The organism is Coleofasciculus sp. D1-CHI-01, assembly GCF_040218875.1.
GTDB lineage: Bacteria > Cyanobacteriota > Cyanobacteriia > Cyanobacteriales > Coleofasciculaceae > Coleofasciculus.
The window spans coordinates 16,668-34,631 of record NZ_JAVJQP010000124.1 but is presented as its reverse complement, the minus strand read 5'-3'; the positions used below and the strand labels follow the sequence as shown (position 1 = coordinate 34,631).

At 44.9% G+C, this 17,964-nt stretch carries 7 protein-coding genes; 1 reads left to right on the top strand and 6 read right to left on the bottom strand.

Annotated features, from left to right (window positions below):
* Positions 1 to 261: 261 nt before the first annotated feature.
* The 4 genes from RIB93_RS22170 to RIB93_RS22155 form a co-directional block, all read right to left on the bottom strand.
* Entirely contained in the window at positions 262 to 3,006 is a 2,745-nt protein-coding gene (locus tag RIB93_RS22170; RefSeq protein ID WP_446375689.1) for a CHAT domain-containing protein, read from the bottom strand.
* Positions 2,967 to 3,922, bottom strand: a protein-coding gene (locus RIB93_RS22165; RefSeq protein ID WP_446375687.1) for an IS630 family transposase whose coding sequence is annotated in 2 segments (ribosomal slippage) — positions 2,967 to 3,580 and positions 3,580 to 3,922 — 957 coding nt in all. Because the reading frame shifts where the segments join, the coding sequence is not laid out codon by codon here. Before RIB93_RS22165 ends, RIB93_RS22170 begins: the two co-directional genes overlap by 40 nt.
* Before the next feature lie 1,265 nt (positions 3,923 to 5,187).
* Entirely contained in the window at positions 5,188 to 8,691 is a 3,504-nt protein-coding gene (locus RIB93_RS22160; RefSeq protein WP_446375685.1) for a WD40 domain-containing protein, read from the bottom strand.
* Between the two features lie 132 nt (positions 8,692 to 8,823).
* The gene (locus RIB93_RS22155; RefSeq protein ID WP_446375683.1) at positions 8,824 to 9,300 is read right to left on the bottom strand and encodes a helix-turn-helix domain-containing protein; all 477 of its coding nucleotides are present in this window, start codon (positions 9,298 to 9,300) and stop codon (positions 8,824 to 8,826) included.
* Between the two features lie 547 nt (positions 9,301 to 9,847).
* Between RIB93_RS22155 and RIB93_RS22150 the strand changes: the two genes are divergently transcribed.
* Positions 9,848 to 12,187: a response regulator gene (locus tag RIB93_RS22150; protein WP_446375681.1), complete on the top strand. Its 2,340-nt coding sequence runs from the start codon at positions 9,848 to 9,850 to the stop codon at positions 12,185 to 12,187.
* On the opposite strand, the gene RIB93_RS22145 is transcribed toward RIB93_RS22150, so the two are convergent.
* On the bottom strand, positions 12,159 to 13,427 hold the full coding sequence (locus RIB93_RS22145) for a sensor histidine kinase (protein ID WP_446375679.1): 1,269 nt from the start codon (positions 13,425 to 13,427) through the stop codon (positions 12,159 to 12,161). The genes RIB93_RS22150 and RIB93_RS22145 overlap by 29 nt on opposite strands.
* A 162-nt stretch (positions 13,428 to 13,589) precedes the next feature.
* Positions 13,590 to 17,603 carry a response regulator gene (locus tag RIB93_RS22140; protein WP_446375677.1) on the bottom strand — a complete coding sequence of 1,338 codons (4,014 nt, stop codon included), beginning with the start codon at positions 17,601 to 17,603 and terminating at the stop codon, positions 13,590 to 13,592.
* Positions 17,604 to 17,964: the final 361 nt, after the last annotated feature.

Here is a 17,964-nt window from a genome sequence, read left to right as displayed (position 1 = left end):
GAGGGGCGCAGAGGTTAGCGCAGAGGTACGCAGAGGGGTTGAAGGATTTGGGGTGAAATTTTGTAGGATTCGGACATAAGTGGAAGCGATATTGGTTTTTGCAGATAATCGGGATGGCTAGTTGGAGTTAGTCAACCCAACCTACAACTATTGGTGCGTTACGCTTTGCTAACGCACCCTACAAGCGATGGGGAGTTATTTGATTGTCGGTTGGGTTTACGTCGGAAATATAGCTAGGGCTAAAGCCCTTACTACGAACGATTAAAACCAGTTTCCAGCTAGGATGAATGCTGCCCAATAATAAGGATGTTGATGGGATGAATTATCGGGATTATTTATAAATTTTCGTTGCACGTTGGCTAGGGCTTCGGCTTTGGGAATGCCTTGATTTAATTGCTGGTAAAAGTCGTCCATTAATTGGGCGGTAGAATTATCACTAACGCGCCATAAACTGGCGACGGTACTACTGGCATTTGTTCTTAAAGCGACTCCGGCTAATCCTAGGGCGGCGCGTTTATCACCTGAGGCGGTTTGACAGGCGCTAAGGACTAATAATTGAATGGGTTCGCTGCGGTTTTGTTCTCTCTGTTGCAACAGTTGACCAAATTTTTCGACGGGGATTTTCTTGTCCCAAGCGTAGATGACGGTTTTGGTTACATCTGAACTAAATTCGCCGTGGGTGGCTAGATGAATTACGGAAAATGGATGGTCAATCAGTTGGTTTCGGAAGTTGGTTTGGGTAAATTGTTGGTTTTCTAGAAGTTGGCTGGGAACGGTATTGTGAATCTGTTGCAGTTCTTCCCAGACACTGGATAAGGCGGGTAGTTTTGGTGGGTAACTCTCGGCTTTTTTATGAATTCCGGCTAGTAGCCCTTGCCAATGGGTTGGGGATAAGGGGTTGAGGTTGGGTAATTGTGACCCGAGGCTAACGGTAATATTATAGGTTTCGACTAAGTAATGCTGACCATCGTGGAGAATGGAAATGGGGAGATTTTGTAGGGTACTATCCAGAACAAAGACTAGGGTTCCGGTTTGGGGTAAGTCTGCTTGCGCTGATTGGAGTAACCAGTTATAGAGTTTTTGGGCAGAGGGTAAAATGAGGGTGTTGACTGGATTTTTTGGGTCATCTAATTGGTGGCGTAAGTCGTAGAGGGTTTGGCTAAAGTCTTTAGCAGAAACTTGGGTGGTATACCGATAAACGTTTTCTGGAGATGATTCAGATTGGGGCAATTTTACCAGAACTTCGAGGCGGTCTTCGAGTAAAATGGGATAGATAATTGCATCGGGTGGATTTTCATTTTGGTCAATGGAGACTAAGTTGGTAAAACTACAGCGGAGAAAGTCTTCGAGTTCAGCCAGTTGTAGGGCTTCGCTGATGCGTGTGGCTTGACTGAGATGGTCAAGATTGGCGTCGGGTTGGAGTAGGATTTGCAGGAATTCTTGATAAATGGGTCGCACATCGTCTAAAAAGGAAAACTGCACGCCGGGGTTAATGGCTAATAAGTTCCGCCGCACGGAATCCAGTAGGTTAATCGAGGCGTCGTAAGCATGAATGGCGTTTTCTTTTTGCTGTTGTTGCCAATAAATTCGTCCCGATTGCCATAACCATTTATAAGCTAAGTCTTCGGCGTCAAGGGATTGGGCTGAACCGAGGGCTTGATGGGTTAAGTCTTGGGCATCTTTCCATTGTTGATTCTGTTCATAAATGTGACCTAATGTACCTAGGACTTCAGATTCTGCCCGTTGGTTTTTTAGGGTTTTTGCCTGGTTAAATGCGGTTTGGCTATAATTTAGGGCATGACTAAAGTTTGGGTCATATTGGGGTAATTGCAGTAACTCTTGGGCAAAGGTGAGTCGGCTATAAATGGCGATTTTACTGGGCGGTAAGTTGGCAAGGGGACTACTGAGTAATGTCTCGACTTGGGATTGAATTTGGGGGGTGAATTCGGCTGGGTTGGCGGTTGTATCAGTTTTTTCTAGGGTTTGTAACCACTGCTGAAACTCGATTAATAAACGGAGTCGATGTAGTTGGACTTCTAGGGGTAAGGTGGTGGAGTCGGTGTTGATGGCGGCGGCTTGCTGATAGGTGTTTAAGGATTTTATTGCCCATTTTTTGGCAGTTTTGCGATTGGCGATTATATTACTTCTCTCCCATAAGTCTTTGGCTTGGCGGTATAAGGCGTATTCGGTTTTACCTAAACTGAATAATGTAGCACTTTGGTTGGATGGGGAGTCGATTTGTGCGGCTAAGTCTAAGGCTTGTTGTAAAATAAGGTTTGACTCTTGCCAATGTCCAACGAGGCGGAGAACATTTCCTAGGTGGCGTAACCCGACAACGGTAAACGCGGGTTGAGAGTGCTGGGTAAAGGTGTTAATGGCGGCGTCTAATTCGCCTGATTCTGATAAGTTGCAGTGATTGTCTACCTGGAGGGCTTGCAGCGAAATCTGACAAGCGCGACGATAGAATCCCAAGGCTTCCATGGCTTGGGCTTGGTTGAATCGGCTACCTGTCACGCCGATGTCATCATCGAGTTGCTGATAGATTTGCGTGGCTTGCTTCCAGGTGGCTAATGCAGATTCCGCCCGCCCTAAGGCTAATTCTAGACGACCTTGGTGATTCAGGGCTTGAGCATAAAGGCGCGATCGCTCTGTTGATTCTGCTACGGTATCTAATAGAGTCAGACTGGCTGTGATGGCGGCGTCGGCGTCTGTCCATTGGTGTAGTTTCTGATAGGCTAAGGACAAATAACTCAACGCCTGGGCGTGATGCAGGGTATCCCCTTGGGTTTCGTAGCCTTGGGCGGCTTGTCGCCAGAAGTGAATGGCTTGTTGATACTCTTTGGCGGCGTAATAAGTTCTCCCTTGGGTTATAGATTGTGCGGCGGATTGGATAGAAGGGGTAATTGGGTTCAGTTGGGATAAGACAGGGGGGATACCTGTGAATAGGAATAATCCTACAGCATTTCTCAGTCTAGTGAGGTACAGTAGCAACAATGAGTAAACCATCCTTTGATGTCATCTAAAGAAACTTGGCTAAATGCTTTTTCTATCGCTTTGGCTAAGTCCGGATATGTCCTGGCTTCCATAGCTCGCAGTATCGATTTAATTTTTGAGAAGCAATTTTCAATCGGGGAAAAATCTGGAGAATAGGGAGGTAAATAAATCAGTGTTGCTCCTGCCTCCTGAATTAATGATTCAATCCTTTTTCCCAGATGGATAGAGCAGTTGTCAAGAATGACACAGGCTCCAGACCAAAGATACGGCACTAATTTACGAGCGATAAAGGCTTCAAAAGTGAGACCATCAATAGCACCTAGAAGACTTATTTGAGTGACAACACCTTGTAATCCTAAAGCGCTAATGATAGAAACATTTTTCCCCCTTGTCTGAGGTCTCTTACCGTGGGCTCGCTGACCTTTAGGCGAACGAGCCGACAAGCGAGTTAAAGCCAGATTGACCCCTGATTCATCAATAAAGACCAGGTTCTCGGCTATAAAGCCTTGAACCAGTTGCCAAAACTCTACCCGCTTGTTCTGGGTGCGTTCAGTTTCTTTCTCATCGGCGTGGAACGTTTTTTTTTAACAGTGATATTTAATTTTTTGAGCATTCTATCGACGGTCGTGCGACTGAGGTGAACTCCGATTTCTCTTTCCAAGAGGGTTTGGAGTTCCTCCAAGGTGGCATCATTCCGCTGTTGCACCAATCGTCGAAGCACCGCTAGCTGCTCGGTACTCAGTAAAGTTGGTGTTTGTTGGGTTCGCTTTTTAGGAGCAAGGGAACCCGTTTCACGGTACTGCTTCAAGAGTTTTTCGATAAAGCTTTTCGCCACTCCAAACCGCTTGGCTAGACGCCGTTGTGAAATCGGTTCACTTTCATAGATATCGATAATTTTCTTACGGAAGTCTAAAGAATATGGTTTCAAACCGATGAATCCTCGCTTGAGCAAAAGTCCTACCCTAAATGTACCTCATCAGCGTGGGAAATGCTGTAGGTAGGTCTATTTCTACCAAGCTAATTAGTTAGTTCGGTCGCCCCACAACCCCTCAACTACTCGGATGAATAGCTTATTCTAGCGTTTACATTTGAGATGTAAAACTAAGACGTTCGGCTTTTCCGCTCTGGTATGAGCCGTAATTCCTGACAGTTAAGTATTCCCAGTCAGATTATCTAACCTGAAAAACTCCCAGGCATTTTTACGTCTCATTTGAAAACGCTATATTTTATACATTACTTACGGTATTGTCTTTCTAGTTATCATCTATTATTTTTATGATAGGACAGAAACTCATGTCTTTATTTATAGCATCTATAAAATATATTTGACAATATTTAAAATTATTTAAAAAACTTATTAATTGAGAAGTTTGTGGCTTGAAACCCAGTTAGGGCAAGAATTTAGCTCAAAAACGACCACAATCTATTGAAGGTTGCTATCTCGATAAAGTCTATTTGATTCGTACACATACATCCAACCTAAAAAAAACAAATTTATAAGCTGAAAAAGTTAACTGGCAAGCAGTTTAACGCCTAGCCTGCATTAAGACATGCTCTCTATTATTGGTACAAATCATTTAGAAACTTTTTTTGACAAGGTAACAGAACCTACTCCTGTACATTTCGGCGATCTCAAAATTATGACTGGAGCCTGCCATTCAACTTAACGGTGGGCATCGTTATACTCAAGGGAGCGAGATGTCTTAACCGTCAAATTATAAAGGTCAGATATTTTTCAGTCCAAAAAGTCAGAAAGGTCAGATTTTGACTGATAAAAGTTCAGACTTTTCTGACTTGATTTCAGGCTCACTGAATTGGTAAGGTAGCTTCAGACGGTTATCCTGTCTAAGTCGCTGGCTTTTCACGGAATGTCTCAAAACCTGCGAAAGTTGGGGAGGTTTGATTCATATCTGGATGTAACCTGAAAGATAGTCGTAAAATTCACCTTTACCTGGGTCTCAAGCTCCCTCAAAGCTCCTAGAGGATAACCTAGCCTCCCTGTCCAACTAGCACAGCGCAAGAGCCATGCCGTGAAAAGTCAGTTTAATTTGATTGTGCCAGAAGTCTCCCGCTATACCCGTAGGGTTAGCGGCGAGTTCTAGGAATACTTGACCGACGCTCTCGATCAACTACCTGAGCAAGATCCCCGACTTCTTGGAGAAGTCGGGGATCTGTGATACCTCACTAACCAGGTTAACCAGATGGACACAGGTTTCGAGTGGTGTCTGTAACCTGGGAATTCGTGCGAAGATAATTCTCGACCCAATCGCAAGCATAGTCTAACGGTTGCAATTGTAAAATGTTGGCAATATTCCAAAACACCACCGCCTTATCATCTCCGGCTGAAGCCAACACCTGTCCGTCGGGACGAAAGGCGAGGCTGCGAACCCCTGACGTATGACCGTTGAGGGTGGCTAATAATTCCCCATCCATCGTCCAGAGTTTCACCGTTTCATCAATGCTAGCCGTCGCTGCTAACGTGCCATCGGGCCTAAATGCCACCCCCCAAACCGCCGCCTGATGTCCCGTTAACGTTGTGACTAACGTACCGTCTTTGCGCCAAATTTTCGCCGTTTTATCCCCACTCCCAGAGATCAGATAGTCCCCATCGGCACTAAATGCCACGCGCCACACGGCTGAATCATGGTTGAGTGTGTGCAGTAATTTGCCCTCTCGACTCCAGAGTTTCACCATTCCATCATTCCCGGCGGTGGCAAACTGACTGCCATCGGGACTATAGCGAATATCCCAAATCGGGGCGGAGTGACCTAACCAACCTGTCAGCTTTTTACCCTGGGTATTCCAGCGATAGATATGAGCCGAGGCGTTGGCTGAGACGATTTCCTCGCCACTGGGATGCCAATCAGCCCCCATGACCACCTCATCATGATCCTGAATCGTTTGCAAAATGGTTCCATCTAGCTGGCGAATTTCGATCGTCTGATCCATTCCCGTCGATAACACCAACTCTTGGGTTGGATGCAATGACAAATTCCTGACGACTGCCTGTTGAGAATCCAGAGATTTAATGGTTAAATCAGAGGTTGAAGTTAACACTAAATTATCTTGATCCCCAGTCGTGACTAAGCGTTGTCCATCATGGCTGTAAATCGCCTTTAATGCTTTTCCCCCCGCTCCGTGTACAGTTTGATGGAAAGGATGGTGAATCTGCCACAGCAGAACTGTATTATCCGCGCCAGTTGATGCCAGCATCTTGCCATCGGGACTAAAGGCGACGCCCCAAATAGCGGATTGATGCCCTTTGAAGGTGTTGAGTAACGTACCGTGACGAGTCCACAACGACAGGGTTTTGTCGTGGCTACCCGCCACAAAGGTTTGCCCATCTGGATTAAAATCTATATCTATAATGCCCGCGCTATGATGAGTCAAGGTTTTCAGCAACTTACCATCCTTGCGCCACAGTTTAATCGTTTGATCTTGGCTAGCTGTTACCAATCGTTCTCCATCAGGACTAAAGGCAAGCGCATTAATTTCCGCCTGATGAGCATTGATGATCTGTTGTCGTTGTTCATCTGGATGGAAAAGGGTTACGGTACCGTCATTTCCGCCGACGGCAACTTGATTCCCCTGGGGATTGTACTTCACCGATAATCCCCCGGATGACTTGATCTTGAGGTGTTCGATAGGAGTCCCATCAATTTGCCAAAATTCCATGATGCTGGGACGTCCAACCGCCACCAAGGTTTGCCCATCGGGACTAAACGCTAAATCCCAGATTGCCTTTAAATGGGTTTTAATCGTGCGTTTTAATGTGCCAGAGGGAGTCCACAGGTGAATCTTGCCATCACCTGCCCCCGTCGCCAGGAATTGACCATCCGGGGTAAATTTGACGACTCGAATTGTCGCCTCATGTGCCTTAAATGTCGAGAGTAGTTTTCCGTCTCGATTCCACAATTTAACCCTCGTATCGACTCCCGCTGTGGCGATGGTTTGTCCATCAGGACTAATATCAACGGTGAGAACGGCTGCTTCATGTCCATCCAAACGGTTGCGCTGATGAATATTTAACACCACTCGTTCTAAAATTGCATCGGCGTGAGATTGCACGGCAGGATTCACCCGTTGCCAGCCCTTGAGTTGCTGTTTGCCACGAATGGCTTGTATTAAGGCTTCAAAGGGTTGATCTGAGGCAAATAAGGCTTCAGCCGTTTGGACAATGGCTTCGGCTTCTCGCACCGATGCCCGACGATATTGATACCAAGCAAAAATGCCTAATCCAGCCGCAATCACCAAGGCACCGCTCACCCCTGCTAATAACAGGCGCTGTCGTTTCAAACTGCGTTGCTGTTCTTGGTTGCGCTGATGTTCAATGGCTAGACGGGCTTCCACTTCCTGGAGACGGGCGGCTTCCGCTTTGGCTAGGCTTGATTGGCGTTCTAAGACTTGACTGGCGGATAGAAAACGGTAGTCTAAATCGCTGAGGCTTTGATTTTGCGCCCAGATTAGCATTTCTTGTAAGGCTTGTCCCCGTAATAACCAAGAGTCATCGCTACAGTTCGAGGCAACCCAGCCGTTTAAGGCTTGGGAGTAGGGACGTAATTGATTAAATTGGGCTTGAATCCAGTCCCGATTAAAGATGGTTTTATAAATTGGGTTTTTGACCTGTAATTTTCCGTTTCGTTTCGTCACTAATCCCGATAGTCGTAATTCCGTTTGTTCGGGACTGTCATCACTAATAATGCCGTCTTGGTCTAAAATCTGTTGATATAATCCTAATAATCGTCCGGCGCGTTGTTCGTCATAGAGCAGACGATTGCGAATGGTGCGAAGATGTTCGGGATCATCTTGGGATTCCCAATGGTCAATAATCTGAGTTCTCACGATTTCTGCAATCCATTGGTTTTCTGTACCCGAAGGAAGACTCAGATGGGATTCGGTTGCCATTGTACTCAACTCAACCACCCGTTGACAGAGTTTTTGGGTTAATAAGGGTTGACCGCCACTCCAGTGGAGAATTGCGTTGAGAATTCCTTTTGGATTGGGTAGATAATCTGGGAAATATCGCAGCAGGGGATAGGCTTCTTCTAAGTGAAAATCATTTAAATCAATTGCCTGACCAATATTAAAGGGGGTGCGAGTGCGATCGCGAATTAAATCCGATGGGGTAGCCACGCCAAATAATGCCCAGGTTAACTGTTGATAGGTGGCGTTATTCTGGCGTAATTCGTGACAATACCGAATAAAGCCAAAGAAATCATTTACTGGAAAGGATAAGCTGAGAATTGTATCAATTTCATCGACAAAGATAAAGAGTCGGGTTTGGGGGAGTTGGGCAAGCACTTCATCCATTAACACTCCCAATTGTTGCACCATCGGCAAGGTTTCCCACTCTTGCCAGCGTTTTTTGAGGGGAATTTTACCCAAAAGCCGAAGTTCGCTGACAATTGCCAACATAATGCCCCGATACCACTGCTGATGATTCACCTGTTCACTACCCAGTTGAGTCATATCTAAATAGACACAGCGATAGCCTTGTTCGTGTAACTGTTGCTGGATTCTGACTCGGAGGCTGGATTTGCCCATTTGTCGGGCATTGAAGACATAGCAAAATTCTCCCTGGAATAGGGCATCATAGAGTAGGCGATCGGCTCGACGCGAAATATAGGTAGCGTTATCTACAGTGAGACTCCCCCCCACCTGATAGAGATTATGGCTCATATTCATGGATTGAGACATAAACTAATTTTAACTTTTGATGCAGGTTTGGGGGAGTATAAGAATTAAGAGTTAGAAGAACTCTTGCCTATTACTCATTCCCTATTCCCGAAGTTTTTGATCTGTTTTCATCGTAAGGACTCTCGAAGATGCTTACCTTTTAGCTTTATTCGCTGGTCGCCAGCAAACTTGACTCTCTCTCAAAATCCTATAATAACTTTCCTTGGATTTAAATACAACATTATAGTTATCCTTTAAATACCTTTTTAATGCCGACAAATTGCGGCTTTGTGTACATTTTATCCAATCAACAATTTCGGCTTTTTGTGTCGAGGTTAGATAACCTTTTGCTCCTTTGTATTTTAGCTTGAGTCCGTCTACACCTTTTTCATTGTAATGTTTTTTGTGTTTAGCAATAAAACTCATAGACACTCCTAGCTTATTGGCTATTTCTTGGTGGCTAATTCCTAATAGTTCCAGTTTTACTGCTTCAGCTCTTTTGCATTCCCTCACATCTTTAGTTTTAAAAATGAAATTGTTCAATTCATGGATTTTTTTTCGTTTATCAAGGTTATTTGTATATTGAAATGTATTTTCGTTTCCTTCTGGCATAAAAACTTTAATTTTCATGACGAATTACCAAGGGATGTAAAATTGTATTCAATACAACGAAATAAATTGGAAGTGATAGTATATTAGTTACCCTTTCAGTATCCAGACAAGAATCAGTCTAATTCCTGGTGTCGTCTGCATACTCACCCTAACTCGAATGTCACGCTGATTAAGTCACCCTACGACATATCTACTACATATCAAAGGTTTTGGCGATCTCACAATGCTTATTTCAGCGACATCTACCCTAACTCTCAACACTTGTCTATTTAATCAGCTATATTTCTATAAGTATCATTTTTTTGTGCCAATGAAAAGGTCAGAAAAGTAAGGCATTTATTTCCATTCAAGGTCAGATAAGGTCAGAAAAGTCATATTTATCAGGGATTGTTATTGTCTTGACGATTTGAACTATTTGCCATAATATAGGTAAATTAATCTATATTTTTTATCTTGATAATCGCTATAGTCATTCTCGGATCAAGTCCATAGTGTTGGGCAGTCAGAAAAGCACAATAAAATCCCATAAAATAAACAGTTTGACGCAAAGAATCAGAACAGGTTCATGATTATTAATGAAAATAGCCAAGATTTTTATAGACAGGCAAAGATTTTGATTATTGACGATAGGGTCGAAAATCTGAAACCGATTTCGGACTGTTTACAAAATACTGGCTATGAGGTGCGAATCGCTAAGAGTGGTATCCAAGGCTTGAAACTCTTAGAAAAGCTGACTCCAGATCTGATAGTACTGGATGTGATAATGCCAGAAATGGATGGATTTGAAACCTGCCGTCATCTCAAAACCTGGGAGAAAACCAAAGATATTCCGGTCATTTTTATGACCGCAGCAATAGACACATCGAATTGTGAGGCGAAAGTCAAAGGCTTGTCATTAGGGGCGGTTGATTACATCACCAAACCCATGCAAGTCGATGAGGTGTTAGCCCGGATTAAAACTCACCTGCATCTCCGTTTCTTAACCCTGCAACTGCAACAACAAAATATCCGACTGCAACAAGAAATTCGCGATCGCCAACAAGCAGAAGCAGAGTTAGCGACACAAACGCGGCGGTTAACCTTACGTTCTGATATCGGATTAGCCTTAAGTCAGGAAACTGAATTATCGGCGATGCTATTTCGCTGTACTCAAGCGTTAGTAGAACATTTAGATGTCGCATTTGCCCGAATTTGGACGTTAAACTCCCAGGACAATATCCTGGAGTTGCAAGCTTCAGCAGGATTGTACACCCATACTGATGGGACTCACACTCAAGTCTCAGTGGGTGATTCACCCATTGGTCGCATTGCCAGTCAACACCAACCTTACGTGAGTAATGATATCGCTAATGATCCGAACATCAGTGATTGTGAATGGGCGAGACAGGAAGGAATAGTATCCTTTGCAGGTTATCCCCTGATTGTGGAAGCGGAACTTGTGGGCGTGATGGTACTGTTTTCCCGTCATCCTTTCAGTCAAACCACCCTGGATACCTTAGCCTCTATTACCAATGAAATCGCGGTGGGAATTGAACGCCAACAACTTGAACAAGCCTTGCAAGAGTCCCAGCGCTGGTTAAAGGCAATTAATGAGGCGAATCCGAATATTATCTATATTCATGATTGGGTAGAAAGACGCAATGTCTATACCAACGGAGGAATCCATGAAATTTTAGGCTATACCCCCGCAGAAATTCAAGACATGGGGAACCAAGTTCTCTCGATGCTGATGCACCCGGATGATTTCGACATCGTTTGGGATCATCAACGCCGGATCAAATATGCCCAGATCGGTGATGTCTTTGAGTTAGAGTATCGGATGCGCCACAAAAATGGGGAATGGCGTTGGTTATTTTCCCAAGAAACGGTGTTTAAACAGAATGCAGACGGGACAACTCGACAAACCCTAGGTGCAGCGATTGATATTAGCGATCGCAAACACATCGAACTCGCGCTACGACAATCCGAAGCCCGGGAACGACAAAAAGCCCAGGCGCTACAAGACGCCCTAAAACAATTAAAATACACCCAAGCCCAACTGATCCAAACCGAGAAAATGTCGAGTTTAGGACGAATCGTTGGGGGAATCGCCCATGAAATTAACAACCCCGCTAACTTTATCTACGGCAATATTACCTATGCCCGTACCTATTGCCAAGACTTATTAAAACTTGTGCAACTGTACAAAAAAACCTATCCAGAACCCACGGTAGAGATTCACCAACTGAGTGAGGAGATTGATTTAGAGTTTCTGGTTGAGGATTGGGATAAGCTGATGCAATCTATGGAAATTGGCATTGAACGCATTGAGAAAATTGTGCGATCGCTTAAAAGCTTTTCCAAATTGGATGAAGCGCAGTTAAAACCCGTTGATATTCATGAATGTATTGACAATACCCTATTTGTCTTACAGTCTAGACTTAGAGCTGAAGGCAATCGCCCAGAAATCAAAGTGATTAAGCACTATGCTCAACTTCCGCTAGTGACTTGTTATGCTAGTCAGCTAAACCAGGTATTTTTCAATATCTTCGATAATGCCATTGAAGCCTTAGACTATCAACCAAGAACCCGGTCAATTATCATCAAAACTGAACTCTCTAATTCTCACTATACGCTGCCTCAATCCATCATCATTCGGATTAAAGATAACGGAATTGGTATGAGTGAAAATGTATGTCAGCATATCTTTGAGCCTTTTTTTACCACCAAACCTGTGGGTAGAGGCACGGGTTTAGGATTAGCTGTAAGTCATCAGATTGTAGTCGAAAAGCACCAAGGCGAAATTGGCTGTATTTCTGCTTTAGGTCAAGGCAGTGAGTTTATTATTAAAATACCGAGTATACTCAAAACCCAAAAAGGCAATTTAGTGCAAAGAGTTAATCGACATTTAATAAACATTTTTTAAACGGAAGTTTAATAATCATCTCCGTCCCGATATCCGGTTGAGAAATACACTCCAACTCACCGCCATGTTGATTCACCACAATTTGATGGGCAATGGATAGCCCTAATCCTCTGCCTTTACCGACAGGTTTTGTGGTGAAAAATGGATCAAATATTCTAGGTTTTACACTGTCGGATATGCCAATTCCATTATCGCTAATGCAAATGATTACTTGATAGTTGTTTCGCAGAGTAGTTTTAATTTTAATAGTTGGTATAGTTTGAGGTGAATAATTGTTTACTGTCTCTTTCTCTTTATTCCTTTCTAAAGCATCAATAGCATTATTAATAATGTGGAGAAAAACCTGATTCAGTTGTCCTGGATGGCATTCAAATGGGGGGAGTTCGCCGTATTCTTTGATGATTTGAATCCCCGGCTGGTCGGCGGAATTGGATAAGCGATGTTGGACTAGAAAAAGAGCGCTTTCTATTCCTTCATGAAGATCAACTGGTTTCCGTTCAGCTTCATCGAGCCGGGAAAACTTACGCAAGGATAACACCAGTTCTCGTAGGCGTTCAGTACCAATTTTAATCGAAGCCAATACTTTGGGAAAGTCTTGGCTCAAAAAGTCAAGATTAACATCGGTTATTTTGTTTTGTAGATGAGGGCTAGGATTGGAATACTCCTGTTGATAGCATTCAACTAGATCTAACAAATCTTGAGTATAATCCTCAATGTGGGATAAGTTACCATGAATGAATGTAACGGGATTATTAATTTCATGAGCAATTCCAGCCACCATCTGACCCAAGCTAGACATTTTTTCACTCTGAACTAATTGAGATTGAGTTTGCTTGAGATGGTGGAGGGCTTGTGAGAGTTGTTGGTTTAATTGACGCAGCCGCAATCCCGAACGAACCCTGGCTTGCAATTCATTAGGTTCAATGGGTTTGGAGAGAAAATCATCCGCCCCCGAATCTAACCCTTGGACGCGATCGGCGACTTGTTCGCGTATGGTTAGTAGAATCAGAAAAATGGTTGCTAATTGCGGATCTGCCTTAATGCGGCGGCACACTTCTAAGCCATCAAGTTTAGGCATCATCCAATCGCAGATGATTAAGTCAGGTTTAAGTTTTTTGGTTTGTCGGAGTGCCGCTTCTCCATCGTCCGCTAGCAGAACTTCATGACCTTCACTCTCTAACAACTCTTGGAGAATGATTTGTACGGTTATATCATCATCAACGACGAGGATTTTTGCCATGGTTATTTGTTAGGGAATGGGCAATGGGCAATGGGCAATGGGCAATGGGCAATGGGCAATGGGCAATAGGGAATAGGGAATAGGGAATAGGGAATAGGGAATAGGGAATAGGGAATAGGGAATAGGGAACACCTTGACTTCGCTCGGTGTGTCATAGGGAATTCATGATGAACCATTCATGTTGCGGATGTATTCGCAAACTGTAGTCAGTTGTTGTTCTAACTCACCAACGTTTTCCTGGATAGCGGCTAGAGAACCGGAACGTCCATGGTTTTCGACTTGGGCGGCTAATTCTGCGATCGCGTCCATACCTAAATTGGCACTTGATCCTCTTAACCGATGGGCTTTTGCATAAATTTGTTCATAGTCTTCAGCAGCAATTCCAATTTGGATATCCTTTAAATCCGCTTCAGCATGTTCAATAAAAGCGTGCAAGAGTCGTTCTTGAGCCGATTTTTTACCGAGGGTGACACGCTCAAGGTGTTCCCAGTTAATTGGGGAAGTGTTGAGGGTTGAGTTAATGTCTTCCTTACCCTCTGTCATCTGCCCTTTGTCCTCTGCCTTCTCGTTTCCTTCTGCCATCTGCCCTTTGTCCTCTGCCTTCTCGTTTCCTTGTGCCATTTGCCCTTTGTCTTGATCCTGTCTAATCTGGGTTGCCCAATACTCTAATCGTTCGCTCAACATTTCCTCATCAACAGGTTTGCTGATATAGTCATCCATACCAACTGCCGAACATCGTTCTCGGTCTTCGGGAAACGCATGAGCGGTTAGAGCAATAATAACCGGATGATGACGACCGTAGCGCTCAATCAATTTAGTTGTAGTCACATAGCCATCCAGAACAGGCATCTGACAGTCCATGAGAATGATATCGTAGGAATTTTGCTCGACTAATTCCAGGACAACTTGACCATTGGGGGCGCACTCGGCATCATAACCCAACATCTGTAACTGATTGAGAATGACTTGTTGATTGATGGGATGATCTTCAGCTAAGAGGATATTCAGAGGAGTCGCAGGTTGTCTATGAGTGAAGTCTCCAGTTGTTGTATGTTGGGCTAGTTCTTCCTCCTGCTGTTCTTTAATCATTTCGGGTGCTACAGCCGCCATTAAACTATCAAATAGCCGTGAAGCTCTCACTGGCTTGAGCAAATAACTCGCCGCTCCCACAGACAGTAATTGTTCGACTTGATCCCGTTGATTCATCGGCGTCATCACCACGGCTTTGGTGTGGCTCAACGCTGAATCAGAGCGAATGGTTTTAATCAGGGACCCATCCTCGATTTGGGGCAGTTGCCAATCACAGATCACCACATCATAAGGCTGGTCAAGTCTAGCGGCTTGGCGCAGGGCATCTAGGGACAGTTCTGCGGAGTTGGCTTCATCAATCCCAATTCCCCAGGTATTGACTAAGTAACGCACCGATTGGCGGGTGGTGCGACTTTCGGAAACAACCAACAGTTTCAGATGGGTGAGGGCAAAGGGAGTGCTGGGGGCTTCAGCGTTCGTTTGGGTGTCAAATTTTGCCGTAAACCAGAACGTGGAACCTTTACCCACCTGACTTTCTACGCCGATTTCGCCGCCCATCAAATCGACCAACTGTTTGCAGATAGCTAGCCCTAAGCCTGTGCCACCATATTGACGAGTGGTGGAGTTATCAACTTGGGAAAAGGATTGGAAGAGTTTTTCTTGACCTTCCGGGGAAATGCCCACTCCTGTATCGGACACGGCAAAGTGGAGGGTGGCATTTTTGGAGGTGGCGGTTTCTAAAGTGACATGGATAACCACTTCCCCTTGGGGTGTAAATTTAATCGCATTATTCGCCAGATTTAACAGAACCTGTCGCAGTCTAGCCGGATCACCTTTGAGTTGTCGGGGGACTTGGCGGTCAACTAAGGTTGCTAATTCTAGGTTCTTCGCTTCGGCTTGAGTAGCTAGCACATCCAGAACCGATTCGATGCAACCATCCAGGTCAAACTCAATGGTTTCAAGTTCCATTTCTCCCGCTTCTAGTTTGGAGAAATCCAGGATATCGTTGATGATGGTCAGTAAATGGTCAGCACTACGGCGAATAGTTTGGGCATAGTCTCGCTGTCGAGACGTGAGTTGAGTCTGTAATAGGAGTCCCACCATGCCCAAGACGCCATTCATCGGGGTGCGAATTTCATGACTCATGTTCGCCAAAAACTTGGACTTAAACCGTACCGCTTCCAGTGCCGCTTCTCTGGCTTCGACTAATTCGTTAATCTGGTCGGTGGCAATGACAATCCCACCAACTTGACCATTGGCAGTATACCAAGGGTTAATTGCCCAGCGCATGTAAACGATAGAACCATCGCTACGTTCCCAGACATCTTCTGGGTTGGTGATCACTTGCCCGGTGAGTGCCCGTTGATGAATCTGTTTCCAGTGTTCCGGTACATCTGGGATCACCTCGTAATGGCAGCGACCAATGATGGATTGCCCCTCAAGCCCTTGCACCGTGAGCCACTTTTGGGAATGAGCCATATAGCGCATTTCGTTATCAAACATTGCCATTGCCATCGGCGCACTGGCAATGACTTGTTGCAGTTGTCGGCGCTCTCGCTCTAATGAGTCTAAGGTATTGTCGAGGAGTTGGATTTGCTCTTGGGTTTGAGCGTAGAGATGGGACTGGGTGCAAGCACTGGCAATTTGTTTAGAAATCGCTTCTAATAGTTCGATGTCACTGGGACTCCAAGACCAACTGGTGGCGTGGATACAGATTAAATAGCCCAACGGTCCAGTTTGAGGACGGATGGGAATCGCTGAATAGTGACCATTTTCCAGGATATAGGTTTCCTCTGACGATGGAGGCAGATCTGGGGTATTTTCTAAACCAGCATCATCCGATTGACCATTGACTGTGGAAATTTTCAAATCAACGGTCTCACCCTTGCGTAACTGACTCTCCAAGTTATCGGGAGTCTTTATCTTTAACTGTTTGGATTCGCTAGATAAACCCTTCTCCGTATACTCATAGGCAATTCTCAACGTCTGATTGTCGAGCAACCACCCAAAAATGACTCGTTCTAATCCCAGCAACGATGTCAACTCTTTTAAGGTAGCGGGTAAGGTGCGATCCAAGTCAAGTGAGGAATGAATGCGATTGGTCAAGCGATTGAGCAGTGCTTCTTTGGCGGCTTTAGCCCGTGTCAGCTCAAAGAGTTTCACCTGTCGCCTGACGAAAAATATGGCAACGAACAAGAGGGCGACTAAGACAATCGCCAGCAAATTCAGTGACCAAATCGGGCTTTCTATTTTCTCGTCGTTCATGACTAAGGCAATCGACCAGTTTGCCTCTTCGAGGTGGACATAGGCTACATAAACGGCTTCCCCTTCAATAGTTGCCTTTTGGATTCCCTGTTCTTTGTTGACCATATTGTCCGCGATCGCGGCTAGATCCGGTTCGGGTGAGTCTAGCCAACTGGGGGCGGGTGTTTCTGGCGTTCCAATTGTTTGTTGGTCAGGATAAACAATTGGCACTCCTTTAGAGTTGAGGGCAAAGGCGTAGCTGTCCTTGCCATAAGATATATTTTCGACAACTTCCGCCACGCGCTCAATATCGATCGCACCCGCCGCTGTACCAATGGTTCGGGGAGGCTGAGGGGGCATGGCTTGAATCGGGGCGGCAATGATAATAATCGGTAATTTGGTCGCCCGACTAATTAGGGGATCAGAGACATAGACTTTTCCCGCCATCGCCTGTTGGAAATGTTGGCGATCTTGAACATTTCCCTCTCCTTCATTGCTGCTTTGAAATGTCCCATCCGCCCTGATCACAGAAAACGAGGTAAAGTCCCGGCTGCGTTGTACTTCTCGTTGCAAGTAAGGTTTAATTTGCGACCAGTCCATCGATCGCAGAATCGGGGTACTGGCGATCGTTTCGACTTCAGCCTTGCGCGTGGCTAACCAGCGATCGATTTCACTGGCTTCGGCTTGCACTGAATTGAGGGCGTTTTGCTTGATGTTTTCTAGGATTAGCTGGCGCACTCCAAAATAGCTGACTGTGGCGACAGCGCCAATCGTCACAGTGGTTAAACCCACTACCATCCAGACTAGAAAATGACGGGGACGCCAAGATTTATGAGGCTGTGCTAACGGTTGCTGGTCATTTTCTTGGGGATTCGTTTCTAGAAAGGGTGGCTTGTTCATCATTGGTCAAACGTCAAAACTCTTGACTGGGTTTAGCTTGGGGGAAGGGTTGGTCAATTTACACCGGGCGGGAGGAGGTGTTTTGATCAGCAGCCGTTGACCAGGGTTCTCAATCAATTCGGGATAGCCTGGAGAATGCTGGGCTTGGCTCAATGCTCCTTAAACTTACCTAGTTTTCTTGTATCACATCCATGCTAAAGGTTGAGCGTTAGCCCCAACGCAACAACGACAGGAGTGCGGCTTTGATGCCAGGGTCTTGTCTTAGTTTTTTAACAGTTCTTGACAGCTATTACAATCAACTGAAACTGTAAATAACTCGATCACTTCTCTTATTTTACATAGTCCTCAATCATCTTTACTAACA

Excerpts from the sequence above, each read along its gene's own strand:
- RIB93_RS22170 (WP_446375689.1), bottom strand. The coding sequence starts at position 3,006 with ATGGTTTACTCATTGTTGCTACTGTACCTCACTAGACTGAGAAATGCT.
- RIB93_RS22160 (WP_446375685.1), bottom strand. The coding sequence starts at position 8,691 with ATGTCTCAATCCATGAATATGAGCCATAATCTCTATCAGGTGGGGGGG.
- RIB93_RS22155 (WP_446375683.1), bottom strand. The coding sequence starts at position 9,300 with ATGAAAATTAAAGTTTTTATGCCAGAAGGAAACGAAAATACATTTCAA.
- RIB93_RS22150 (WP_446375681.1), top strand. The coding sequence starts at position 9,848 with ATGATTATTAATGAAAATAGCCAAGATTTTTATAGACAGGCAAAGATT.
- RIB93_RS22145 (WP_446375679.1), bottom strand. The coding sequence starts at position 13,427 with ATGGCAAAAATCCTCGTCGTTGATGATGATATAACCGTACAAATCATT.
- RIB93_RS22140 (WP_446375677.1), bottom strand. The coding sequence starts at position 17,603 with ATGATGAACAAGCCACCCTTTCTAGAAACGAATCCCCAAGAAAATGAC.